Raw genomic sequence first — 23,486 nt, 5'->3', positions numbered from 1 at the left:
TGCTGTATCCGGAAAGAAGGACTAAAAGGAAGGCCGACCAGATAAAGGACCGCATTTTCATCACCCCTCTCTCATTTTAGAAAGAAAAGACTTTGTCAACCCTTTCCTGTCCACAGTTAACACAGAAAGGAAAGGTCAAGTGCCGATGCATGGAGGTTGCCGCAATGGGCAGGAAAGAGGGGCAATGCCCAAAGTCTTTCTGGAGTCCTTCGTCGTGGCTTGTGCCATGACGAAGGACCCCAGGCCATGGGAAGAAAGCCATAAGCCCAGGAAGCTTAGGCCTCTGAGGCTTTAGCTTCCCGGGCTTATGGGAGGCTAGCGGCTTGCGGTTTCCTTCAGGATGTCGGCGGTGATGACCACCAGAAGTTCCCGGTCGGTGGTTTCCTGGGTGCGCTGTTTGAAGAGTTCCCCGATGAGGGGGATATCCATGAGGAGGGGGACTCCCTGCTGCACCTGGTTGTTCTCCTGAGAGGTGAGGCCCCCCAGGACCACCGTCTGCCCGTCCCGCACCCTGAGGGTGGTGGTCACCACCTGCTTGGTGAAGCGGTCCACGTCCCCGTCCACGGGGTTGCGTTGCACGTTGCCGGAGACCTCCGCCTTGATGTTGAGGAGGATCTGCCCATCGGCGGTGATCTGGGGGGTAACCTCCACGATGATGCCGATGTCAAAGGGCACCCTTTCCACCCGGTCCCCCACCACCCGGCGGATGAGGAAGGTCTCCCCGGACTGGAGTCGGGCGGTCTGGTTGTTGAGCACGGTCTGGTTCACGTCCCTTAGGGCCCGGGAGAGGCCTTGGCGCTGGAGGGCCTCGAGGGTGGCCAGGATGTTCAAGGCCGCCAGGCTCCGGGTGCTGTCAAAGATGAGGGAAAGCCCCGAATCCAGAATGCTGGCGGCCACGTTCCCGCCGGCGATGGTGTTCCACTTGAGGCCTAGGTTGCGGGTGAAGTTGGACTGCACCTCCTGGATGCGCACCCTAAGGTTCACCTGAGGCACCGCCTGGTCCAGCCTGGGGATAAGGCCTTCCACCAGGCTCAAGTCCTCCTGGGTGCCCGTGACGATCAAGGTGTTGGTGCGCTCGTCCGCCACCACCGTGGCTTGGCGCAGGGGGGTTGGCGACGGGGCCTGGCCCTGGGGCGTTTGCGCCTGCCGGGCCTGCAAGGCCTCCTGGAGCACCTTGGCCAGCTCCGAGGCCTTGGCGTTGGAAAGCTGGTAGGAGCGCTGGAAGACGGGTGGCCCCTGTTCGGGGGCCCGGTCGATTTGGGCCAGCAGGTTCTCCACCTCCGCCAGTTGCTTCTCCGTGCCCCGCACCGAAAGGACCGATTGCCCAGGCACGGTCTGCACCACGATCCCCGGCACCTCCCGGGCCAGGAAGGGGGCCACCTTTTCCGCGTCGGCGAAGCGCAAGGGGTAGAGCCTGCGCACCGTGGCCTCCTGGGCGGGCGGGGCCACCTGGGGAGGCACATCCGCGGCCTTAAGGATTTCCGTGAAGAGGGCCTGATCGGCTTCGGTGGCCTCCAGGAGGAGGGCTTTGGGATTTCCGGGAATGGCTTCTAGACGGGCTCCCTTCAGCTCCTTGTCCAGGATGGGGCGAAGCCTTTCCTGGGCCTCCTGGAAGGTGAGGTTTTGCAGGGCGTAGACCCGGCGTACCACAGGGGTGGGTCTGGGCACGTCCGCGGTCTTGAGGAGTTCGCTAAGGCGGGTGTGGTCCTCCTCGGTGGCGGTGACGAGGGCCCGTTTGGGGTCCGTGGGGACGGGGGTGATCTGGGCGCCCGGCACCTGGTTTTGCAAGAAGGGGAGGAGCTCGGGGAAGCTGGCGTGGCTGAGGGCGTAGGTGCGTTCCACCCGGGGCTTAGGCAGGGTCAGGGCGGGCAGGGGGCGGAAGTCAATCCCCGCCCGCTGGAGGATGTCGGAGAAGCGGGCGTGCTGTTCCGGGGTGGCCAGGACGGAAAGAAGGGCCCTGAGCTTGCCGCTTTCCTCCACCACGATCCAGTTCACGCTGAGGCCTGCCGCCTCGCGGGAGAGGAAGGGGAGAAGATCGTTTTGCACCCAGCCCTTGGCCCCATCGATGTTCACCACGGTGCGGGTTTGGCCTTGGGCGTCGGTTTCCGTGCGCCGGTAGGCGATCTCGGGGATGGCCACCAGGTAGGGTTTCCGCTCCATGGCCCCGGTGCGGCTTGGGGCGTCCACCAAGGCGGTGATCACCTGGGTGGGGGCCACCACCACCACGTCCGGGGGCAGGAAGAGGTAGTCCAGGTTGAACTGGGTGCCATAGGTGGCGAAGAGGAGCTCCCAGACCTCCCGGAAGGGCTTGCCCTGAAAGTCCAACTTGATGTTGGGCAAGGGGGGCTGGGCCTTGGCCGGGTCCCCGGTGGGGTCGTAGGCCCGGTAGATGAGGGGCTGGAGCCCCACGCTCCGGGCCAGGGCTTCCAGGACCACGTCTAGGGGCAGGGTGAGCCCAGCCCGGACCTGGCTTTCGGAAACCTTCAGGTCCACCTTGGCGTCAAAACGGGGCTCCTGGGGAAGGCTTCCCGCCCATCCCACGCCCAGGGCCAAAGAAAGGGGGATCAGAAGTTTGATAAGGGCTTTTCTCACTGGCCACCTCCTGCTTGCATGCTTTCCAGAGAAAGTTCAAGGCTCTCGTCCTTTAGTGCCAAAACCACCCGGTCGCTTTCGATGCGCCGGAGCACCGCCTCGCTACCCGGAAGGAGGCTGCCCACGGGTAGCACCAGGTACCCTTCCTTGCTTTCCAAGATGGCCACGCTCACCGGGCCTAGAAGCGTGCCGGCAAGCTTGAGGCCCTTTTCCTCCACCAGGGTTTCCAAGGGGGTTTTGGGTGGGGTAGGGGCCGGTTCGGCCTTCCCTTCCCCTTGGGGTGCCTGGGTGGGCAAGGGGGCTTCCACAAGCCCTGCTGGTGGGGTGAGGGTGGGAGGGGCTTCCACCTCAGCCTTGGGCGTTTCCGCCCGGAAGGCCGGGGCCAGCACCTTGGGAGCGGGCAGGGCCCCTTGGCTTCCGGGGAGGGGTTGGGAGGGCGTCTGGGCCACTGGGGGGGTGGGCAAGGGGGTTCCCGGGCTCACCCGGACGGGAGTACCCGTGGGTACGGGTGTGGGCCTGGGGGCAGGGGTGGGGGCGGACAGGGGAGCAGGGGGTGGCGCCTCCACCACAAGGGGAACAAAGGGATTGGGGAGGGGAGCCTCCTTGCGGGGTTGCGGTACCGGCGTGGGGGCTTGGGCCTTTGGGACCTCCGTGGCCTGGGGTTTTTCCGCCTGGGCCTTAGGGGAAGGCGGGGTTGCCGTGGCTTGGCCTTGCGCCTCGAGGGGAGGGATGGGAGGAGCCTCTATGGCCTTGGGGGTGGCCTGGGGCGTGGGGGCAGGGGTGGGCTCGGCCACGGCGGGCACTTGGGCGGGCAAGTAGAAGCCCACGTACCAGATGGCCACGGCGCTCACCAAGAGGAGGCCCGCCAAGAGGAGCTTCGTGGACTGGGGTAGGTTGCGCCAAGCCTCGGCCAGGCGTGAAAGAAGGGGTTTCACTGGCCACCTCCTTGGGCTGTTGGCGGGGGTGCGGCTTGCGTCTGGGTGGAGCCTTCGGGCTCGCCCAGCTCCTTGGCCAGCATGTAGAGGGTCAGGGTCAGGCTGGTGGAGAGGAGGGGGTTTGCCTCCTGGCCCTGGACGCTGAGGTTGAGCCCGGAAAGGGAGCTAAAGCGGGAAAGCCCCTCCAGGCGCCTCAGGTAGGCATAGGTTTCGGGGAAGGGCGCCTCGAGGGAGAGGGCCAGGTTCACCGCCCGCACCTCGGGCACCGGGGCCGAGGTGGGGGAGCGGGTGAAGGAGCGCACCGTGACCCCGCTGCGCAAGGCCTCGGTCAGGATCTCGTTCAAGACCTGGGCCAGGCGTTCTTCCCGGGGAAGGGCCCTGAGGAAGGCCTGGCGCTCGGCCTGGAGCTCGGCGATGGCTGCCCGGAGTTCCGGTAGGGCCCGCTGGGCCTGACGGCCCCTATCCCGCTCGGGGATCAGCCGCGCTATCTCCTGGCGAACGGTTTCCGTTTTTTGGCGCAGGGGGACGATGAGGAGGAAGTACCAAAGGAGGGCCACCACCAGGGTGAGGGCGATGGCGATCAGGGCCCATTCCCGCTGTCCCAGCCTAGCGAGCACCTTCCTCACCTCCCACCAAGCCCACCCGGGCGCTGAAGGTGTAAAGCCCCCGGTTCTGGTCCAAGGAAGCCCCTTGGAACTCTATGCCGAAGCGGGGCGAGGTTTCAAAGGCCCGCACGAAGTTCACCAGGGCGTTTTGGTTCAGCGCCTCCCCCTGTACGGTGAACTCCACCCGCACCCGCTTGCCGTCAAAGGTGCCTGCCTGGGCCATCTGGGTGGCCTCTTCCGCGGGAACCGCCCGGGTGCCCACGGAACGCAGGGCCACGGGAAGCCGGCCCCCCTCCTGGGGGATCTGGCGGATGAAGGCGGCCAGATACTCCGACCAGGGGACGAAGTTCTGCTTGAGGCCTTCCCGGATGGCGAGGAGGGCCTCGAGGGTCCGCCTCTCCTGCTGCAGGCGGTTCTGCTCCGCGATAAAGGGTTTTAAGGCCTCCACCTCCGCCTGTAGGGCATCCCTTTCCTGCTGGGCCAGGGTAAGTTCGGTGTAGGCCGTGTAGTGGAGAACGCCCAAAAGGGAAAGGGTCAGCAGGGCGAAGACCCCCGCCGCCAGACGCCACCAGCCCGGTTCAATGCGGCGGCGTAGATTCTTGGGGAGAAGGTTGAGCCTAATCAAGGGGCATCACCCCCCGCAAGGCCAGGCCCATGGGCACCATGAACTCCGGCCCCATCTGCTTTATCCCTTCTAGGTCGAAGCGCCGGGGATCCACTTGGATGCCTTGCCAAGGATCGGGGACGGTAAAGTTAACCCCCAGGGTATCGGTCAGCAAGGTGGCCAGGCCCCGAAGCCGGCTCCCCCCGCCATAGAGGTACCCCACCTCCGGTTGCACGTCCCCCAGTTGCACCCGGAAGAACTCCAAGCTCCTCCGGATCTCCTGGGTGAGCTCCACCAGAACGGGGCGGATGGCGTCGTAGATTTTGGCGGGGCTGTAGCGTTCCCTCTCGGCGTCAAAGTCCAGAAGAAGCTCCTCGTCCTCGGTGGGGATGGTGGCGAGGCCGTAGGTGCGCTTCACCTCCTCGGCGGTGAGGAAGTCCAGGCCGAAGTTTTTCCCGATGGCTTCGGTGAAGTCCTTGCCGGAAAGGGTGAGGATGCGCACCGCCAAGGGGCGGTTTCCCTTAAGGAGGACCAGGCTGGTGCTTTCCGCCCCGATCTCCACGGCCACGGAAACCCCCTCGGGGTCGCTGGTGAGCTGGGCCTCCAGAGGGTAGAGGCCGGCGAAGGGTTTGACGTCCAGGACGATGGGGGTCAGGCCTGCTCCCCGGAGGGCCTCCAGGAGGGAGGCCACCGCTTCCTGCCGGGCGGCGCCCACCATCACCTCCACCTGCTCCCCCTCGGCCACCTCGGCCAGGGGATCCAAGGGGGCGAAGTCCAGGACCACCTCGTCTATGGGAAAGGGGATGTAGCGTTCCGCCTCCCAGCGCACCGCCTCCTCCATTTCCTTAAGGGGCATCTTGGGTACCTGAAGGGTGCGGAGAATCACGCTGGGGTTGGGGACGGCGGTCACCACATAGCGCTTGCGCACCTTGGCTTCGGCCAGGAGCTCCTTCAGTTCCTGGGCCAGGGCCTGGGGCTCGGTGATGACCCCTTCCGCCAGAATGCCCGTAGGGGTGGGCCGGGTGGCCAGGGCTCTGAGGGCAGGAGGGTTTCCGGAAAGCTCCACCAGCTTTAGGTTGGCGGCGCCGATCTCCAGGCCCAGCGCCTCCACGCGGGGTTTAAATAGCTTGCTCAAACCCGAAAACACGCTACCTCCTTAACCCTGGGTGATGTAGCTCCTATAAGCCATAGGCGAACCTATCTGCAGCATACACGATTTTACCCGGAATGGGGAGGGGAGTCCCTCGGCTTTCGTTCTAAGTGCCCCGTCGTGGCTTGGGCCACGACGGGGGCCCTAGAAAGGCTTTAGGCATCGCCCTTCCCTGCCCATTGCGGCAACCCCCAGGCATCGGCACTTATTCGCCCCGGTCCCAAAAAGCTTTATGCCCCTCGAGGGCCTCCCCTCGAGGGGCGCCTGGGGCCCAAGCCTTAAAGGGCCTTAAGCGTTTCCACCACCGCCTTGGTGAAGGTTTCCGTGGTGGCAGTGCCGCCCAGATCCGGGGTACGGGGGCCCCTTTCCAGCACCAGGTCCACCGCCTTCTCCACCTTCTTGGCGGCTTCCTTCTCCCCCAGGTACTCCAGCATCATGGCGGCGGAGAGGATGGCCGCCGTGGGGTTGGCGATCCCCTTTCCGGCGATGTCGGGGGCGGAGCCGTGCACAGGTTCAAAGACCGCGGTGGTGTCCCCGATGTTGGCGGAGGGGGCCAGGCCCAGGCCCCCCACAAGCCCCGCGGTCAGGTCGGAAAGGATATCCCCCAGAAGGTTGGTGGTCACGATCACGTCAAAGCGCTCGGGGCGCATGACGAGCTGCATGGCGCAGTTATCCACGATGATGTCCTGCACGTTCACCAACGGGTAGTCCTTGGCAACCTCCCGTACGGTGTCCAGGAAAAGCCCCTGGGTCACGGGAAGCACGTTGGCCTTGTGGGCGATGTGCAGGGTTTTACGGGGGCGGCTTTCCGCGATCCTTAACGCCACGCGCCCAATGCGCTCGCTGGCCTTCTTGGAAATCACCGCATCGGCGATGGCCACGTCCAGGTAGCGCCGCTCCTGCTCCACGTAAAGCCCCTCGGTGTTCTCCCGTACGATGACGAGGTCCACCCCACTCCGGCTTCCCGGCACGGGGCGGCTTTTGGCGGGGCGCACGTTGGCGTAAAGGTCCAGCCTGCGCCTCAAGTAGCGGATGGCTCCGAAAAAGCCCGGTACCTTCCTGGTGGGACTGGTGGCGGCCCCGAAGAGGGTGGCCTGGCAAGAAAGGATTTTCTCCACGGTTTCCTCTGGGACGGAGGTCCCTCTTCGCTCAAAGGTTTCCCAGCCCGCCTCGGCCTCCACGAACTCCAGGGGAAGACCGGTGGCCTCCAGAACTTGCCTTGCCGCTGGGATGACCTCGTGGCCGATCCCGTCGCCCTCAATCAAGCAGATGCGATACGCCATGTTGCCTCCGGACATAGGGGTAAGCCCCCTTCTTGGGAATATACACTACACCGGGAGCGCTGGGCTCAAGGGCGAAGGGCAAGTAGGAGGAGGACCAACACGAGGAAGGCCAGCACCCTCAGGGCCCCTTGGCGCAGGGGAAGCCGCCTTCCGCCTACCCTGAGGGCTCCTTCCACCACCACCCCGGCGATCCCTGCCAGGATGAAGAGGTCCCCCGGGCTCACCGCCTTGCGCAGGGGGGGCAGGGCGATCACGTCCCCCAGGAAGGGGAGGCGGGTGTTCTCGTCTAGAAGGCTATGCACCGCATCCCCCCGGGTTTTTAAAAGCTCCTCCCAGCCCTCAATACCCGCCCTTTGCAAGGCCTCCAGGCTCACGGGCATATGCCCCCCGTTGGCGAAGATGACCAGGGCGTTCAAGGCGAGGCCCACCAGGACCAGGTAAAGGCTTTTCAGGTGACGGTTTTGGTAAAGGCCATAGCCCACCAGGAGGAGGACCAAGGCCTTGGCCAGGGGGCCGGCCCACTCGGGCTGGAAAAGGCCCCGGTGGGTGCCGTAGGCCAGGCCCCCCTCCGCCAAGGCGGCCAGGAGGAAGGTCCAAGGGGCCCGGAGCTCTATGCTCCCTAGGTCCTTCGGCCGGGCTCCGAGGGCGAGGGCGAGTCCGAGGCCGAAAAGGGCTGCGGCAAGGTAGAGCGTGATACCGATCCCTCCTTTGCTTCCAGGTAGGCCTGGCGGTCGCGCCACAGGGGATCCTGCTGCCAGAGCTCGGTGAAGAGGCGCACCAGCCGGGGGTCAAACTGTAGGCCGGAGAGGTCCTGGATCTCCCTCAAGGCCTCCTCCGGGGATTTGGCCGGGCGGTAGGGCCGGCCTGCGGTCATGGCCTCGTAGGCGTCCGCCAGGCCCACGATGCGGGCCTCCTCCGGGATATCCTGCCCGGCGAGGCCGTCCGGGTACCCCGGCCGTCCCAGCGTTCGTGGTGGTGGCGGATCACGTTGTAGACCAGGGGGCCGAAGGCCACCTTCTCCGCGGGTTTTAGGAGTTCAACCCCCTTGGTGGTGTGGCTTTGTACCAGTTCGTACTCCTCAGGCGTAAGCTTGTCGGGTTTGAGAAGAAGGCCTTCGGGGATGCCGATCTTGCCGATGTCGTGCAGACGGGCGGCCCGGTAGATCTCCTGGGCTTTGGCCTCGTCCTTGTAGTGGGCCCGGGCCAGGTCGGCGGCGATGTCCGCCACGCGCTCGGAGTGCAAGCGGGTTTCCTTTTCCTTGGCCTCCAGGGCGTGCATGAGGACTTCCAGGGTGGCGTCAAAGGCCTGTTCCAGGCGCACCTTCTCGTCCCAGTAGAAGCGGCTGTAGTAAAGGGGAATCAGGAAAAGGAGCACCGTCCACCCTCCCCAACCGCCGATGAGGGGCGTTTCGTAAGCCCGGGCCAGGAGGAGGGCTATAGGGGAGAGGAGGAGGTAGCTGACGGCAAGCCAGCCGAAGTTCTTCTGCCAGATTTTCCGCAAAGGAGTGCCGCTCGCCAGGTGAATGATAAGGGTGACCAAGCCGGTGTTAACGATAAAAAAGGCCACCGCGGCCAGGCCGATGCCCGCCCCAGCGCTCAGGTCCAGGCTTCCCAGGTAAAGGGGGTTGCTCTGGAAAAACCGCCACACCAGCACGGCGGCCAGGGTGGCCAGGGCATCCTGGGATCGGTTGAAAAGTTGCTTGTACCAGGTGTTCCCGCTGTATTGAAAGAGGAACACCCATAGGGGGGCGAGCCAGGGGGGGGCGAGGACCGCCAGGGCTAGGGCGAAGAGGAAGAGGTGGCTCATGCTGGCGCTTAAGGGGAGGCAGATTCGCACCCGTACACTCCAGAAGAGGAGGGCCGCCCAGAAGAGGAGGTCAAACCAGGAGAGGCCAGGGGGAGGAAGGCGGAAGCCGTGGCCCAGGAGGAGGTAACCTTCTAAGACCAAAAAGATCCCGAAGACGGCCAGGATGAAGGCCAGGACCCGGGGGGGAGGGAGTTCCAGGCGGCGTTTTGGGAGCATCCTGGCCTAAGGATAGCACAAGGCCCCAGCCTTGGGGGGCTAAAAGAAAAAACGACCAGCTTGTGGCCGTTTTTACTTCCAGTGCATGCTTGCCCCAGCCGCCAGGCCCAGAGCCACCAGAGAGCCGAGAAGCGCCAGAACCTTAGCGATCAGCTTCTTCATCTTCATCCCTCCTTTGCTTCCGCTTCCGGGGAGTCGGCCCCGTTTGCTTGTCTTTCACTTTAGGGGGGGTTTGTCAATACTGTCAGGGCTTGCCTAGTAAATCGCCTTGTACCCCCCCTGAGGGGGAAGCAGGGTGAGCAGGATGCGCAGGCCGTAGGCAAGGAACTCCATAAAGGCCCGCCACATGGCCGTATGCGGTTTCCGCTCCTGCAAATAACCCCTCCGCAAACGCGTCTTCATCCCCCCAAACACCCCCTCCACCACCCCTCGCCTCCGATACACCTCCCCGTCCCACCTCGCCGCTACCTCCCGCCGCACCTCATCCCGCACCTCTCCCCCTCCCCGCAGCCGGATCAGGGGCCACACCCCAAGCCCTCGCACCACCTCCCACACCTCCCTCCCGTCAAAGCCCGCGTCCCCCAAAAGCACCCCGCCCCCCAGCCCAAACCGCAGGAGCACCCCCGCCCCAAGCCTCGGGTCAGGGGCATACGCCCGCCCCACCCCGCCCCCCAAGGGGCCAAAAGCTTCTGCCCCCTCCTCCACCGCACCAGGGCCAAAAGCCGGCTGTGCCCCCGCATCCGCCGCTCCTCCTGCCCCCTGCGCCAGCGCAGCACCGTGTCTTTGCTACGGTAGGCCAGCCCCGTGCTGTCCATCAAGAAAAGGGGGGTTCCCCTTCCTCTTGGGGAAGCCGGGCTTCCACTTCCTGTACCAGCCGTTCCAGCAGCGCCTGCAGCACCTCTTCGTTCAGGTGTTTCTGTGCATAGGCGGCCAGGGCCTGGTGGGAGGGGAAGGGGCCCTCTAGGAGGTCCTGGAGATGGGCCTCTGTGGCTCGGTAGGTGAGGCCGTAGAAGGCGCGGAAGAGGAGGAGGGCCAGGTACAGGGCATGGGTGTAGCGCCAGGGTCTGCCGCGGTGGCCTTTGGGGGTGGGTGGGGCCACCTCTTGGGCCAGGTACAGGCAGAGCTCCAGGACTTCCTTGGGCCTCGGTTCCCTTCGGACGAAGCCGCGCTTGCCCATCTCGGGAAATGCATAACTCAAGAGGGCTTGCAAGGCAAGCTCATACTGTCAAGAGGGGAAAAATAGGTATTGGAACGGTAGAAATAGCCATTACCCTGACAATTTTTGGGAGCCAATCAGATTTATACTACCCAGCCTAGCACATCCCTGGCCAGCTGGGTAGTACCCTGTTGGGCGAGGGGGAACCTTCCGGGTTTGGGGGAATTGGCAACCCTAAAAAAACAGGGCGACTGCGGGGCCTAGGCCCTCACAGTCCACCCAATGCACCTACTTGAACACACCCCCAGAATTCCACCGGCAATACCCTATAAATGCCTTGAGCGCCGAAAATGCGTTAACCTGAATACCCACCCGGAATCCCAATCCTTTGTTTCAGGTTCCCACCCCCTTCAGGGGTAGTCTAGCAAAGATGGCGACCCGGGATGGGGGTAAAGAAAAACTGCCCTCCAAGGGAGGGCAGTTTGGCTTTCCCCTGGTGCCGAGGGGCGGAATCGAACCGCCGACACTGCGATTTTCAGTCGCATGCTCTACCAACTGAGCTACCTCGGCCTGGCGGCCCCGACGGGACTCGAACCCGCGATCTCCCACGTGACAGGCGGGTGTGTTAACCAACTACACCACGGGGCCTTGGGTTGTTGCCGGGTCGGGGGCGTCCGACCGGGCACTTAGGATGATAGCCGGGGGAAGGGGCGGTGTCAAGCTTAAGCTGGAGCGAGGTTTTCGCCTACCACCGGACCCGGAAGGGGATTGGGCGGCAGAGCCTCTTGGTGGACCGGGGGGAGTCGGGGTACCGGAACGTTTTCTTGCCGGATGGGCGCATCCTCTACCAGGGGGAGGGGAAGCGGGGAAACCAGGAACCCCTAGGGGGGAACCTGCGCCTCCTTTGGGCCCAGGAGAAGGGCACCCCCCTTCGGGTCTTCCTGCGGGAGCGTCCCGGCCTTTGGCGGGACCTGGGGTGCTACCGAGTGGAGGGGCACCGGTATGGGCTTTTGCCCGAGGAGGGGCGGTGGGTGTACTGGTTTACCCTAGCCCCTTGTGGATGCGAAGGAGGCCCTTAAGGGTTAGGTCCTCGTCCACCACGTCAAAGGAGGGGCAAAGATCCCGTAGGGTTTCCGCAAACCCCCCGGTGGCGATCACCAGGGCCTCCCCGGCTTCCTCCTTGAAGCGGCGCACCATGCCCTCCACCAAGGCGGCGTAGCCCAGGACCAGGCCCGAGCGCAGGGCGTCCAGGGTGTTCTTGCCCACCACCTGGGCGGGGGGGACCAGGTCAATGCGGGGAAGCTTGGCGGTCCGGGCGGCCAGGGCGTCGGCGGCGGTCTGGGGGCCGATGGTGATGGCCCCGCCCAGGTAGCGGCCCGGGGCCTCCACCAGGTCAAAGGTGGTGGCGGTACCGAAGTCCACCACGATGTAGCGCCCCGTGGGGCTAGGGTAGCCCAAGGCGCCCACGGCGTTCACCAGGCGGTCCGTGCCGGCCTCCCGGGGGTTGTCTATGGCGATCTCTAGCCCCGTGGCCCCGGGGTCCACCACCCGGGCCTCTATGCCGAAGAGCTTTTCTATGGCCTGCTTCATCTCCCGCTCCACCGGGGGTACCACGCTGGAGAGGAGGGCGGCCTTGGGAGGGGGAAGGTTTTCTAGGGCGAAGAGGTTTCGTAGCATCACCCGGTACTCGCTTTCCATGCGCATCCGGTCGGTGTGGATGCGGAAGTGGGCGATGAGGTCGTCCCCGGAAAAAACCCCCAAGACCGTGGAGGTGTTGCCGATGTCTATGGCCAGGAGCATGGCGCTTAGCCTTGGGCCTCTTCCCAGGGTTCCAGCACCACCTTGACGGTGATCTCTGCGTTGAGGCTGGCGGAGACGGAGCAGTACTTGGTGTGGGAGAGGTGGGCGGCGCGCTCGAGGGCCTCCAGGGTCACCCCCGGCCCCGAGGCGATGTGGGTGACGGTGATGTGGGTGTAGCGTTTGGGATGGGTTTCCGCCCGGATGCCCTCCACCTCCACCCGGTAGCGGGCCAGGGGCTGCTTTTTCTTCTTCATGATGTCCACCACGTCGTAGGCGGTGCAGGCCCCCAGGGCCATGAGGAGGAGCTCCATGGGACGGGGGCCGGCGGCGGGCTGATCCCCGTCGATCATCACCTTATCGCCTTGCTCGTTCACCCCCAGGAAGCGGTGCCCCACCAGGTGATGGATCACGACCTTCTTCGTCATGAGCCGGATTTTATCAAGCTTTAACCTTTCCCGCTAGAATGGGCGTAGATGCGGGTATGCCTCCTGGTTTGTATCTGGCTATGGAGCCTGGCTTGGGCTTTCCCCCGGATAGGGGTGCACGAGGGCTTTACCCGGCTGGTGTTTGATCTTCCCTCCAAAGAGGTGCAGCACACCCTTTCCCAGGAGGATGGCCTTCTGGTCCTGGTCCTGAAGGGGGTGAAGGCGGCTCCCCTGGACCAGGTGGTGAACTCTTCCGAGGTGGCTTCCGTCCAGACCCTACCGGAGGAAGGGCAGGTGCGGGTGGTGGTGCGCCTGAAGGGGAGGGTGGAGGCCACGGTGCGCCGCTATTCGGACCCGGAGCGGTTGGTGGTGGACCTGAGCCTGAAGAAGGAGGCCTCCGCCCCGGCCAAGCCCGCCCAGGCAAACTCCGACCCGCCCCGCAACCGGCCGCCGAGGCCACCCAAGCCCGTGGTCCTCCTGGACCCCGGCCATGGGGGGGTGGACCCAGGGATGGTGGGGTATGTGGTGGAGAAGGAGGTGGTCCTGGACGTGGCCCTGCGCCTGAGGCGGCTTCTGGAAAGGGAGGGGATTGAGGTGCGGCTCACCCGGGACCGGGATATGCACCTTTCCCCGGAAAAGCGGGAGGACCTTTCCCGCCGGGCCTCCCTGGCCGACAGCTCCCAGGTGAACCTCTTCATCTCCATCCACGTCAACGCTACCCCTACCCGTACCGCCCAGGGGGTGGAGGTCTTCTACTTCGGCCAGGCCCAAGACGCCAGGGTCCTGGCCCAGGTGATCCGGGAAAACGGCGGGGGGGAGCTGGGAAGGCGCCTCACCCAGGAGGCCCGCACCGTGGCGGAGCGCATCCTATCGGACATCGTGGCCCAGGCCAACCAGCGCTACAGCCAGCGCCTGGCGGAAACCCTAGGCCGGAAGCTTTCCCAAACCACGGGAAGCCCCTTCCGGGGGACCTTTCCCGGCGATTTATTCGTGCTTCGCTACGCCAAGGTGCCTGCGGTGTTGGTGGAGATCGGCTTCGGGGACCATCCCGTGGAGGGTCGGCGGCTCGCCGACCCCGCCCACCGGGAGAAGGTGGCCCAGGGGCTCCTTGCGGGCATCCTCACCTTCTTGGCCAACGGGGCCTATGCCAGGTGAGCAAGGGTTAGAGCTGGGCCTCGAGCCCCGCCATCGCCTGCCAGGAGAGGGGCTTCCAGGAATAAGGCAAGGGGCCCCTTAAAAAGGGAACCCCTCGAGGGCCTCTTTGGCCGAGGGGAACCGTTCCCTAGGGGATTTGGCCAGGAGGCGTTCCAGGTAGGCCTGTTGTGGGGGGGCTAGGCCGGGGACGGGGGGAACGGGTTCCTGAAGGTGGCCAAGGAGGACCTCATCGGGCCCCCCCACGAAGGGGTGTTCCCCGGAGAGGATCCAGTACAGGATGATCCCTGCCGCATACACGTCCGCTTCGGGGCCCGGGCTTTGCCCCAGGACCTGTTCGGGGGCCAGGTAGGGGAGGGTGCCCAGCCTTAAGGGTTTTTTGAAGGCCTCCAGGGCCGGCCCCGAGAGGTCGTAGTCCACCAGCTTGGCCTCGTCGGTGCCCGCCACGATGATGTTCTCCGGCTTCACGTCCCGGTGCACCAGGCCCTTGCCGTGCATGTGGGCCAAGGCCATGAGGAGCTGGCGGAAGACGGCTAAGGCCCGAGCCCGCCCGGGGCGGCGGACCATCCAGCGCCCCATCTCCTCCCCGGGGGCGTAGGCCAGGAGGAGGGCGGGGCCCTCCTCCAGGTCCAGGCTTTCCAGAACCGGGTTCAGGTTAGGGTGGGAAAGCTGCTTTCCCACCCAGAACTCCCGGTTGCGCCTGGCTTCGGCCCCCTTGGGGAAGACCTTGAGGGCGTAAGGGGCGCCGAAGCGGTCAAAGGCCAGGTAGACGGTGGCCAAGGCGCCTTGGCCCAAGGGGCGCACCACCCGGTAACGGTTCAAAAGGACCTTCCCCGCCAGGCTCACCGCCTCCACTATATCCACCCCTCACCTCTTTCACCCAGAAGCCGTTAGGATTTTGGCGTGCGCGGCTTGGCGCTTTCCGGTGGGGGGGCCAGGGGGCTTGCCCACCTCGGGGCCCTCGAGGTCTTCCTGGAGGCGGGCCTGGACTTCCAGGTGGTGGCCGGGACCAGCATGGGGGCCATCGTGGGGGCGCTTTTCGCCGCCGGAAAGACCCCGGAGGAGATGCTGGCCCTGGCCCGCCGGACCCCTTGGCTTGGCCTTTTGGGCCTCTCCGCCAGGGAGGGGATTTTTTCCCGCAGGAAGCTGCGGGATTTCCTGGCGGAGCACCTTCCCCCAAGCTTTGACCGCCTGAAAAAGCCCTTGGCGGTCACCGCCGTGGACGTGGTCTCGGGGCGGCTTCTCTTTCTTACCCAAGGGGACCTGCCCAGCGCCATCCTGGCCTCCGCCGCCTATCCTGGGCTTCTTGCCCCGGTGGAGCGGGAGGGCCGGCTCCTTTTTGACGGCGGGGTCCTGGACAACCTTCCCGTGGATGCCGCCCGGTTCCTAGGGGCCACGGAGGTCTGGGCCTTGGACGTGACCCCGGAGCGGGAGGCGGCGGAGGCCCCCAAGGGCCTCTTGGCCCTGGCCCGGCGGGCGGTGGACCTCATGCAGCTCCACCTCACCTCCCTCCGCCTCAGCCTGTATGCCCCGGAGGTGTACGTGAGGCCCCCTCTTACCGGCGTGGGCATAGAGGACTTCCGCCGTCTGGAGGAGATCGTGGAGGCGGGGCGCAAGGCGGCAAGGCAGGCGATCGCGGGTAGAGTAGGAGGGGTATGAAGGCGTTTTGGGACTATCTTTTCAAGGAGTGGTTCCGCCAGGTGGGGGAAGCCCTTCTGGTGGCTTTTTTGGTCACCACCTTTGTCTTCACCACCGTGGGGGTGGTGGGGCAGAGCATGTTCCCCACCCTGCAAAACGGGGAGCGGGTATTGGTGCCCAAGTGGGAGACCTGGCTGGTGCGCTTTGGCCTGATGGACTGGAGGCGGGGAGAGATCGCCATCCTGAAACCCCCCGAGGGCACCCCCAACGCCACCGCCCGCTTCCCCCTCCTGGGCTTTAGCTTCCGGGCTTTCTTCATCAAGCGCATCGTGGCGGTGCCGGGGGACGAGGTCTATGTGGAGCGGGGGGTGGTGTACGTGAACGGCAAGCCCCTGGAGGAAAGGCACATCACCGACCGCATCGCCCCTTGGCCCGACTCCTTTCCCGGGGTGTGCTACAAGGACGGGCGCATGACCCGGATCCTCACCCAGCAGGGGGATTTCCCCGTGGAGCTTCTGCCCGCCTACCTGAGGCCCCTTAGGGAGATGCTCCTACCCCCCTCGGAGGAGGTCTTGGCCCGAAGCCGCCTGACCGAGGCCTGCGAGGTGGGGAGGATCCGCCTCAAGGAGGGGTACTACTTCGTCATGGGGGATAACCGGACCTTGGGGGGGTCGGAGGACTCCCGCACCTTTGGGCCGGTGCCCGTGCAGGCCATCGCTGGCCGGGCCAGCTTCGTGTGGTGGCCCATCTTCGTGCGGGATGAGGGTGGGCTTCGTCTCAACGTGAGGAGGCTTGCCCCACCCCCCGCCTACCAGGTGCCCTGAAGCACCGCCACCACCAGCCTCCCCGGGCCGTGCACGCCCTTCACCATCACCTGGCCGATGTCGGCGCTTTTGGAGGGGCCGGAGTGGAGGCCCAGGGCGCTGGGAAGGGATTTCAGGTCCAAGAAGGCCTCGAGGAGACTGGGGTAGACCCTTTTTTCCTCCACCAGGACCAGGTGAACGGGGGGTAAGAGCTGGGCCCGCCTCCCGTCCTCCGAGGAGAGGGCCACCGTCCCCGTTTCCGCCACGGCGAAGAGGGCCCGGGACACCCCCAAGGGGGCCTCTTCGGGAGGGAGCTCCGGAAGGAGGCGGAGGGCAGCGGGAACCCCCTTGCCGTAGGCGGCCCCGGGAAGCCCTTGGGCCAGGTTTGCCAAAAGCCTCTTCACCCCTTCCTCGTCCAGGAGGTGGCCCTCGGCCCCGTTTTCCGCAAGGCGCTTGAGGAGAAGCTCCCGCGGATCCTGGGAAAGGGCAGGGTGGGGATGCTCAGGGAGAAGGGCCTTGGGCCTTTCCTTGAGGGCATGCTTGATGCGGCTTAGGATGCGGGATTCTGCTTCCATGGCCTTACTCCTTGAGTTCCTGCCAAAGCTGGTGGAAGGGCTTGGGGCTTGGCTTCAAGGGGCCGCGCCCCTCGGTCCAGGCCCGGAGGAGGGGAAGCCAATCCTGGGGCAGGGGAAGGCCCCTTAGGCCCTTGGAGAAGAGCCGGTAGAGGCTTGGGCTTTGCATCACCTTGGAGAAGGCCTGGATGGCGGCCCTTTCCCAGCCCTGGGCGAGGCCCTGTTCCACCGCCCGCCTCCGCCAGGTGAGGAGGAGCTTGGGGATGGGGATTTTCACCGGGCAGGCCTCATAGCAGGCCCCGCAGAGGGTGGAGGCGTAGGGAAGGGGGTGGGTGTCCTCGAGGCCCAGAAGCCCGGGGTCCAGGACCGCCCCAATAGGCCCCGAGTAGACGTAGCCGTAAGGGTGGCCCCCGGTCTGGCGGTAGACGGGGCAGGCGTTGAGGCAGGCCCCGCAGCGAAGGCACCGCAACACCTCCCAGGCCTCGGGGTCGTGGAGAAGGGCGGTGCGGCCGTGGTCCACCAGGACCACGTGCACCTCCTCTGGGCCCTCCTCTCCCTCCTTCGCCGGCCCTTGGATGAGGGAGACGTAGGTGGAAAGCCGCTGCCCCGTGGCCGCCCGGGCGGTGAGGGGGAGGAAGAGGGCGAGGTCGTGAAGGCGGGGGAGGAGCTTCTCAATCCCCACGAAGGCCACGTGGACCTTGGGGAGGCTGGTGGCCAGGCGGATGTTCCCCTCGTTTTCCATGAGGACCAGGGTGCCGGTCTCCGCCACCAGGAAGTTGGCCCCGCTGATGCCCAGCTCGGCGGTGAGGAAGGCCTCCCGCAAGACCCTTCTGGCCACGGCGGCCAGGGCCTCGGGGGAGGCGTCCAGGGGGGTGCCGAAGCGGCTGTGGAAGAGCCTTTGGATATCGGAAAGGGCCAGGTGGATGGCCGGGCCCACGATGTGGCTTGGGGGTTCCCCCAGGAGCTGGATCAGGTACTCCCCCAGGTCGGTTTCGTACACCTCCACCCCCAGGGCCTCCAGGAGGGGGTTCACCCCGAGCTCCTCGGTGAGCATGCTCTTGGCCTTCACCGCCCGCCTCACCCCGCGGCGAGCCACGATCTCCCTCAAGATGCGGTGGGCCTCCTCGGGGTCTTCCGCCCAGTGCACCTGGACGCCCTTTTCCTGGAGCCGCTTTTCCGCCAGCTCCAGGTACTGGTCCAGGTGGGTGAGGAGGTGGTCCTTCACCCGCTTGGCCCTTTCCCGCCAGGCCTCGGCGTCCACCTCCTGGTAGGCCTTCTTGCGGCCCGCCTCGAAGTGCAGGGTGGCCCCGGTGACCGCATCCCGCACCCCGGGTTTTTCCCTTAAGAGCCTGGCAGCCTCCTTGGGGTAGAGCTTGGCCTTAACCCGCATACGCCTCCCATAAGAGGGTGGCCAGGGGGACCACCCGCATGCCCTTTCCCTGTTTGCCCATGCGCCCGGAAAGGTGGAGGAGGCAGCCGGCGTCGGTGGAGGTGAGGACCTCCGCCTGGGGCAGGGTGGCCAGCTTGCGGTCGGCCATGGCCAGGGAAACCTCGGGAAGCTTCACCGAGAAAAGACCCCCGAAACCGCAACACTCCTCCGCCGCCTCCCAGGGAAGGACCTCCGCCCCGCTGTTTTTCAGGAGCAAAAGGGGCTCCTCCCGGACCCCAAGCTCCCTTAAGGCGTGGCAGCCGTGGTGATACGCGATTTTTTTCCCCGAAAGCCCCTTTCCCAACTCGGACACCCCCAACACCCGCACCAGGAACTGGGAGAGCTCGTAGGTCCTTTCCGCAAGCTCCAGGGCCTCTTTGTTCCCGGGAAGGAGCTCCAGATAGTGGTTTTTCACCATGCTGGCGCAGCTTCCCGAGGGCAGGACCACGTACTCGGCCTCCTGGAAGACGCCTAGGGTCCGCAGGGCCAGGGACCGGGCCTCGTTCCAGTGGCCGGCGTTGAAGGCGGGCTGGCCGCAGCAGGTCTGCTCCTGGGGAAAGTCCACCTCCACCCCCAGGGCCCTCAGGAGGCGTACCGTGGCCACCCCCGCTTCCGCATAGAACTGGTCGGCCAGGCAGGTGATGAAAAGGGCTACCCGCATTTGCCCCCATACTAACGCTTTGGCCAGCCCGAGGGGGATGGTCCCTCGGCGGGGGTCGGGAAAGGCCGCCTTGACCCTATCCCCCGGGGGGTGTATAATCCCAAGAACGACGCGCATACCTTTGCCTACACCAAACCCCAAGCGAAAGAAGGAGCCCTAAGATGACCTGGAAGGAAGCCTACCCGGATATCCCCCTAGGCCAGGACGCCTGCGGCATCATCGCCATGGCGGAAAAAAGCGGCAAGCCCTCCCATCGGATCGTGCGGAGGACCCTGGAGAGCCTATACCGCATGGCCCACCGGGCGGGGGCCATCCGGGGCGAAGGGGATGGGACGGGCATCCAGACGGACATCCCCCGGGAGCTATGGGCCCGCTTCCTGGAGGAGGCGGGGCTGGACCCGGAGCTGGCCTTCAACCCCCGCTTTTTTGTGGGGCATTTCTTCCTGCCCAAGGGGGAGGAGGGACGCCTGGAGGAGTTCTACGCCCTGCTGAAGAAGGAGGGCCAGGGCTTGGGGGTGCGGCCCGTCCACTTCCGCCGCGGGGAGGTGGTGAGCGAGGTGCTGGGCCCGGTGGGCCGGCGCACCGAGCCCATCTTCCTGCAGGTGGCGGGGCTTAGCCCCGATGGGGACGGTCCCTTGTGGGAGCTGGGCCTGAGGCTCGAGGCCCAGTTCCCCGTGCACGTGGTCTCCCTTTCCACCTACAGCGTGGTCTACAAGGTGCGGGGGGCGGCGGAGCTCCTGAAGCGCTACTACCCCGAGCTTTCCCGCCCCGAGTTCAAGAGCACCATCGCCCTCGGCCACAACCGCTACTCCACCAACACCCTCTCCACCTTTGAACAGGTTCAACCCTTCGGGCTGATCGGCCACAACGGGGAGATCAACACCATAGAGCGCCTGAGGCGGGAGCTGGACTTCCTGGGCATCCCCCGCACCGGGGGCTCGGACTCCCAGGACCTGAACCGCATGCTGGAGGGGCTCATCTACCGCTACGGCCTCTCCTTGCCCGAGGCCATGGACCTGGTCTTCCCCCCGGTGCTGGGGGAGGTGAAGGGCCTGGCCCCCGAGCTTCAGGACCTCTACCTGGCCCTAAGGCAGCGCTTTGGGCCCTTGGCCCAGGGCCCCGCGGCCATCGTGAGCCGCCACCGGGACGAGGCGGTCTTCGCCACGGACGCCATGGGCTTGAGGCCCCTTTGGCAGTTGGAGACCCCCTATGAGGTGGTCTTTTCCTCCGAGCGGGGGGTCTTCAGCGCGGAGGAGTTTGTCACCGAGCCCAAACCCCTGGCCCCGGGGGAGAAGGTTTACCTGCGCCTCACCCCGGAGGGGCCCAAGGTCTATCCCTTCGACCGGTACCAGCGCCTGGTGTTGGAGCGCATGGCCGCCCGCACCCCGGTGGCGGGGTACCGGGTGCACCTCGCGGGCCCCATCCGCCAGGCCCCGCCCCCCGTGGCCGGGGGAAGCGGGGTGGAGGTGGAGGAGAAGCCCGCCCCGCCCCCCCTGGGCCTGGAGCGGGCCTACGGCTGGGACCGCTGGGATGCGGCCTACCTCGAGGCCCTGGCCAAAACCGGCAACGAGCCCATCGGCTCCCTGGGCTACGACGGCCCCCTGGCCGCCTTGAACCCGGAGAAGCCCAACCTCTCCGAGTTCTTCAAGGAGACCGTGGCGGTGGTGACCAACCCGGCCATCGACCGCGAAAGGGAGATCGAGCACTTCTCCACCCGCACCCTCTTGGGCCGCCGCCCCTTGCCCGACGGCCGGGGTGGGGGCAGGGTGGAGGAGCTTCTCCTCCCCCTCGTCTTGGAGGAGGACGAAGGCCTGGCGGAAAGCTTCGGCACCCTCACCCTAGGGGAGGTGAAGGCCCGGTTCAAGACCGCCACCCTGGTGCCCCAGTTCACCGTGGAGGAGGGGCTTCTCCTGGGGCTTAGGCGGCTGGAGGAGGAGGCGGTGCGGGCGGTGGAGGAGGGGGCGGAGGTCCTCATCCTCTCCGACCGGGAGGCCTTCCAAGGAGGGGTCTGGATTGACATCGGCCTGGCGGTGGCCGCGGTGAACCGGGCCCTCCTGAAGCGGGACGCCGAGGGGGTGGCCTTGAGGCGGCGCACCTCCCTCCTGGTCCATTCGGGCGGGGTCAGGAACCTGCACGACGTGGCCTTCCTGTTGGGCCTGGGGGCGGAGGCGGTGGCCCCTTGGCTTCTTGAGGCGAAGGCCCGGGCCCTGGAGGGGCGGAAGGGGGTGGCCAACGCCCTCGAGGCCCTGCGCAAGGGCCTGGAGAAGGTCATCTCCACCATGGGCATCCACGAGCTTAGGGGCTACGGGAAGATCTTCAGCGCCATCGGCCTCAAGCCGGAGCTGGCCGAGTACTTTGGCACCCGCAACTTCCTGGGCTCGGAGACCGGGGGGTATGGCTTTTTGGAGCTGGAACGGACCCTCCTGGAGCGGGAGGGCTTCTTCCGGGCGGAAAAGGTCCTTCCCGCCAAGGACTTCCGCTTCAACCCCAGGATCTACAAGGCGGCCCAGGAGGTGGCCTCGGGCCAGGCCCCCTACAGCCACTTCCAGGAGAAGGTCCGCTCCCTGGAGCGGGAAAGCCCGGTGGCCGCCAGGCAGCTTTTGGAGGTGCGCTTCCCCGAGCGGAGCGAGGTTTCCCCGGAGGAGGTGGACCTCTCCGTGGGGGGCCACTCCCTGCCCTTCATCATCAGCGCCATGAGCTTCGGCTCCCAGGGGGAGGCCTCCTTCCGGGCCTACGTGGAGGCGGCCAAGCGGCTCAACATGCTCTGCATCAACGGGGAAGGCGGGGAGATCCCCGACATGCTGGGCCGGTACACCCACTGGCGCGGGCAGCAGGTGGCCTCGGGCCGCTTCGGCGTCCATGCCTACATGCTGAACTCGGCCAGCGTCATCGAGATCAAGATCGGCCAGGGGGCCAAGCCGGGGGAGGGGGGGCACCTGCCGGGGAAGAAGGTCTCCCCCAAGGTGGCCGCCGCCCGGAACGCCGTGCCCGGGGTGGACCTCATCAGCCCCTCCAACAACCACGACCTCTACTCCATCGAGGACCTGGCCCAGCTCATTGAGGAGCTCAAGACGGTGAACCCCAAGGCCCTGGTCTCGGTGAAGGTGCCCGTGATCCCAGGCATCGGCACCATCGCCGTGGGCATCGCCAAGGCGGGGGCGGACGTGATCACCCTCTCGGGGTTTGAGGGGGGTACGGGGGCGGCCCGGCTCCATGCCCTCAAGTACGCGGGGCTTCCCGTGGAGCTTGGGGTGCGCCGGGCTCACCGGGCTTTGGTCCGGGCGGGCCTGCGGGACCGGGTGGAGATCTGGGCGGATGGCGGCCTCAAGACCGCCTACGACGTCTTGCGCATGGTCCTTTTGGGGGCGGACCGGGTGGGCATGGCCACCATGGCCATGGTGGCCATCGGCTGCACCATCTGCCGGGGGTGCCAGCTGGACACCTGCCACGTGGGCATCACCACCCAGATCGAGACGGTGGAGGAGGCCCTGGCCCATGGCCTCAAGCGCTTCGTGCCCCAGGACGTGGACCGGGCGGTGGAGGCGCTTACCCGCTTCTTTGAGGCCAAGGGGGAGGCCCTGAGGGAGCTGGTGGCCGCCTTGGGGGCCCGTTCCCTAAGGGAACTCAGGGGGCGGGTGGACCTCCTTTTCCAGCGGGACCACCTGGAGGAACTGGACCTCTCCTACTTCCTCCTGCCCGTGGAGGAGCCCGAGTGGCTTAAGGACACCTCGGCCCACGTGCTGAGAAAGCCCTTGAACCAGCTCACCCGCACCATCACCGAGGTGGTGATGGCGGCCTATGGGGAGGGAAGCCGCAGGCTGGTTTTCCAGGAGGGTCCGGTGAACTCCACCGACCGCGCCCTGGGGGCCCACCTGGCGGGGGAGATCGCCAGAAGGCGCCTCTACGGCAAAGGTTTTGACGCCGAGGTGGAGCTCCGCTTTGATGCGGGAAGCGTGGCCGGGAATGGCCTTGCGGCCTTTAACCTGGAGGGCATGAAGGTGGTGGTGGAGGGCGGGGCCCAGGACGGGGTGGCCAAGAGCGCCTTCGGGGGCACGGTGGCGGTGCTCAAGGGCCGGAACCCCTACGGGGCCTATGTGGACGGCTCCGTGGGCAAGAGCTTCGCCTACGGGGCCATCGGGGGCCTCCTCATCGTGGAGGGGGTGGCGGACAGCCGCTTCTGCATCCGGCTTTCCGGGGCGGACGTGGTCCTGGGCGGGGAGCCTGAGCGTCCCCTCAGGGATGACCTCGGCAACCTGGCCGCCCGCGCCCAGGCCAAGGGCTTCGCCTTTGAGTACATGACCCGGGGGCGGGCCTTGGTCCTGGGGGACCCGGGGCCCTGGATCTGCTCGGGCATGACCGGGGGGCGGGTCTACCTGCGCCACTGGCCGGAGATGGGCCTCACCGAGGAGGCCATGAAGCGCCGCCTGGCCAAGGGGGCCAAGGTGGCGGTGAAGCCCCTGGACCTAAGGGGGGTGGAGGATGTGCAGGAGCTCCTTTCCGCCTACATCCGGATCCTGAGGGAGGCCAAGCGGGAGGAGAAGGCGGCCCGCCTGGAGAAGCTCCTCCTGGACCCCGCCCAGCACTTCCGCATGGTGGAGCCCGTCAGCCAGCAGGTGGAGCAGGGGGTGAGCACGGAATAAGGACACCCCATGGCCATGG

19 protein-coding genes, 2 tRNA genes and 2 pseudogenes are annotated in these 23,486 nt (G+C 66.2%); 5 read left to right on the top strand and 18 right to left on the bottom strand.

The features are described 5' to 3' along the window. Window positions 1-315 precede the first annotated feature (315 nt). From BS74_RS08910 to BS74_RS08860, 12 genes and pseudogenes are all read right to left on the bottom strand, one after another. The gene (locus tag BS74_RS08910) at window positions 316-2,592 is read right to left on the bottom strand and encodes a secretin N-terminal domain-containing protein (RefSeq protein ID WP_038058071.1); all 2,277 of its coding nucleotides are present in this window, start codon (window positions 2,590-2,592) and stop codon (window positions 316-318) included. Next, window positions 2,589-3,527, bottom strand: coding sequence for a hypothetical protein (locus BS74_RS08905; protein ID WP_038058066.1), 939 nt, complete (start codon window positions 3,525-3,527; stop codon window positions 2,589-2,591). The genes BS74_RS08910 and BS74_RS08905 overlap by 4 nt, the downstream gene beginning before the upstream one ends. Then, complete coding sequence (locus BS74_RS08900) at window positions 3,524-4,144, bottom strand: type IV pilus inner membrane component PilO (protein WP_038058065.1); 621 nt, start codon at window positions 4,142-4,144, stop codon at window positions 3,524-3,526. The genes BS74_RS08905 and BS74_RS08900 overlap by 4 nt, the downstream gene beginning before the upstream one ends. Then, a complete protein-coding gene (locus BS74_RS08895; protein WP_038058059.1) occupies window positions 4,134-4,757 on the bottom strand; it encodes a competence protein in 624 nt (207 codons plus the stop codon). The genes BS74_RS08900 and BS74_RS08895 overlap by 11 nt, the downstream gene beginning before the upstream one ends. Beyond that, window positions 4,750-5,883 carry a type IV pilus assembly protein PilM gene (gene pilM, locus BS74_RS08890; protein WP_038058057.1) on the bottom strand — a complete coding sequence of 378 codons (1,134 nt, stop codon included), beginning with the start codon at window positions 5,881-5,883 and terminating at the stop codon, window positions 4,750-4,752. The genes BS74_RS08895 and pilM overlap by 8 nt, the downstream gene beginning before the upstream one ends. Before the next feature lie 281 nt (window positions 5,884-6,164). Beyond that, complete coding sequence (locus BS74_RS08885; protein WP_038059096.1) at window positions 6,165-7,169, bottom strand: homoisocitrate dehydrogenase; 1,005 nt, start codon at window positions 7,167-7,169, stop codon at window positions 6,165-6,167. Between the two features lie 65 nt (window positions 7,170-7,234). Next, the gene (locus BS74_RS08880; protein WP_185747751.1) at window positions 7,235-7,783 is read right to left on the bottom strand and encodes a DUF5317 domain-containing protein; all 549 of its coding nucleotides are present in this window, start codon (window positions 7,781-7,783) and stop codon (window positions 7,235-7,237) included. 5 nt (window positions 7,784-7,788) lie between these two features. After that, window positions 7,789-9,191: pseudogene (locus BS74_RS08875) on the bottom strand (HD-GYP domain-containing protein). A 255-nt stretch (window positions 9,192-9,446) separates the two neighbouring features. Next, window positions 9,447-10,027 (bottom strand): annotated as a pseudogene (locus tag BS74_RS12610) (transposase); the annotation flags it as partial. Next, on the bottom strand, window positions 10,006-10,368 hold the full coding sequence (locus BS74_RS12605) for a hypothetical protein (protein ID WP_051946690.1): 363 nt from the start codon (window positions 10,366-10,368) through the stop codon (window positions 10,006-10,008). The pseudogene BS74_RS12610 and the gene BS74_RS12605, both read right to left, overlap by 22 nt. A 473-nt stretch (window positions 10,369-10,841) precedes the next feature. Then, window positions 10,842-10,917: transfer RNA gene (locus tag BS74_RS08865), tRNA-Phe, on the bottom strand. A 1-nt stretch (window position 10,918) separates the two neighbouring features. Continuing rightward, a tRNA-Asp gene (locus BS74_RS08860) sits at window positions 10,919-10,995 on the bottom strand. A gap of 65 nt (window positions 10,996-11,060) precedes the next feature. Between BS74_RS08860 and BS74_RS08855 the strand changes: the two genes are divergently transcribed. Continuing rightward, window positions 11,061-11,426, top strand: a complete 366-nt coding sequence (locus BS74_RS08855) for an SRA domain-containing endonuclease (protein ID WP_038058052.1) — start codon at window positions 11,061-11,063, stop codon at window positions 11,424-11,426. Here the strand turns inward: BS74_RS08855 and BS74_RS08850 are convergent. Together BS74_RS08850 and BS74_RS08845 are read right to left on the bottom strand one after the other, a co-directional pair. Continuing rightward, entirely contained in the window at window positions 11,389-12,147 is a 759-nt protein-coding gene (locus tag BS74_RS08850) for a type III pantothenate kinase (protein WP_038058050.1), read from the bottom strand. The two genes, BS74_RS08855 and BS74_RS08850, sit on opposite strands and share 38 nt — an antisense overlap. 5 nt (window positions 12,148-12,152) lie before the next feature. Beyond that, window positions 12,153-12,572, bottom strand: coding sequence for an OsmC family protein (locus tag BS74_RS08845; RefSeq protein ID WP_038058048.1), 420 nt, complete (start codon window positions 12,570-12,572; stop codon window positions 12,153-12,155). A 48-nt stretch (window positions 12,573-12,620) separates the two neighbouring features. Here BS74_RS08845 and BS74_RS08840 point away from each other — a divergent pair, with 48 nt between their 5' ends. Beyond that, window positions 12,621-13,727, top strand: coding sequence for an N-acetylmuramoyl-L-alanine amidase (locus BS74_RS08840; protein ID WP_038058046.1), 1,107 nt, complete (start codon window positions 12,621-12,623; stop codon window positions 13,725-13,727). A 78-nt stretch (window positions 13,728-13,805) separates the two neighbouring features. On the opposite strand, the gene BS74_RS08835 is transcribed toward BS74_RS08840, so the two are convergent. Next, window positions 13,806-14,579 (bottom strand): serine/threonine-protein kinase, encoded by a 774-nt coding sequence (locus BS74_RS08835; protein ID WP_038058044.1) that lies wholly within the window; start codon window positions 14,577-14,579, stop codon window positions 13,806-13,808. 48 nt (window positions 14,580-14,627) lie between these two features. Here BS74_RS08835 and BS74_RS08830 point away from each other — a divergent pair, with 48 nt between their 5' ends. After that, the gene (locus BS74_RS08830) at window positions 14,628-15,383 is read left to right on the top strand and encodes a patatin-like phospholipase family protein (protein WP_038058037.1); all 756 of its coding nucleotides are present in this window, start codon (window positions 14,628-14,630) and stop codon (window positions 15,381-15,383) included. Then, window positions 15,380-16,186 (top strand): signal peptidase I, encoded by an 807-nt coding sequence (gene lepB, locus BS74_RS08825; protein WP_038058035.1) that lies wholly within the window; start codon window positions 15,380-15,382, stop codon window positions 16,184-16,186. Before BS74_RS08830 ends, lepB begins: the two co-directional genes overlap by 4 nt. On the opposite strand, the gene BS74_RS08820 is transcribed toward lepB, so the two are convergent. From BS74_RS08820 to BS74_RS08810, 3 genes are read right to left on the bottom strand one after another with little or no spacing between them, the layout of a single operon-like run. Then, window positions 16,171-16,740 carry a LutC/YkgG family protein gene (locus tag BS74_RS08820; RefSeq protein ID WP_038058033.1) on the bottom strand — a complete coding sequence of 190 codons (570 nt, stop codon included), beginning with the start codon at window positions 16,738-16,740 and terminating at the stop codon, window positions 16,171-16,173. The two genes, lepB and BS74_RS08820, sit on opposite strands and share 16 nt — an antisense overlap. 4 nt (window positions 16,741-16,744) lie before the next feature. After that, a complete protein-coding gene (locus tag BS74_RS08815; protein ID WP_038058031.1) occupies window positions 16,745-18,127 on the bottom strand; it encodes a LutB/LldF family L-lactate oxidation iron-sulfur protein in 1,383 nt (460 codons plus the stop codon). After that, window positions 18,117-18,827 (bottom strand): (Fe-S)-binding protein, encoded by a 711-nt coding sequence (locus BS74_RS08810; protein ID WP_038058029.1) that lies wholly within the window; start codon window positions 18,825-18,827, stop codon window positions 18,117-18,119. The genes BS74_RS08815 and BS74_RS08810 overlap by 11 nt, the downstream gene beginning before the upstream one ends. A 161-nt stretch (window positions 18,828-18,988) precedes the next feature. On the opposite strand from BS74_RS08810, the gene BS74_RS08805 reads away from it, so the two are divergent. After that, window positions 18,989-23,467, top strand: coding sequence for a glutamate synthase-related protein (locus BS74_RS08805; RefSeq protein ID WP_038058026.1), 4,479 nt, complete (start codon window positions 18,989-18,991; stop codon window positions 23,465-23,467). Window positions 23,468-23,486: the final 19 nt, after the last annotated feature.

This window comes from Thermus amyloliquefaciens (genome assembly GCF_000744885.1).
GTDB classification, from domain to species: domain Bacteria; phylum Deinococcota; class Deinococci; order Deinococcales; family Thermaceae; genus Thermus; species Thermus amyloliquefaciens.
The sequence above is the reverse complement of the archived record's forward strand: the minus strand, read 5'-3'. Positions and strand labels throughout refer to the sequence as shown.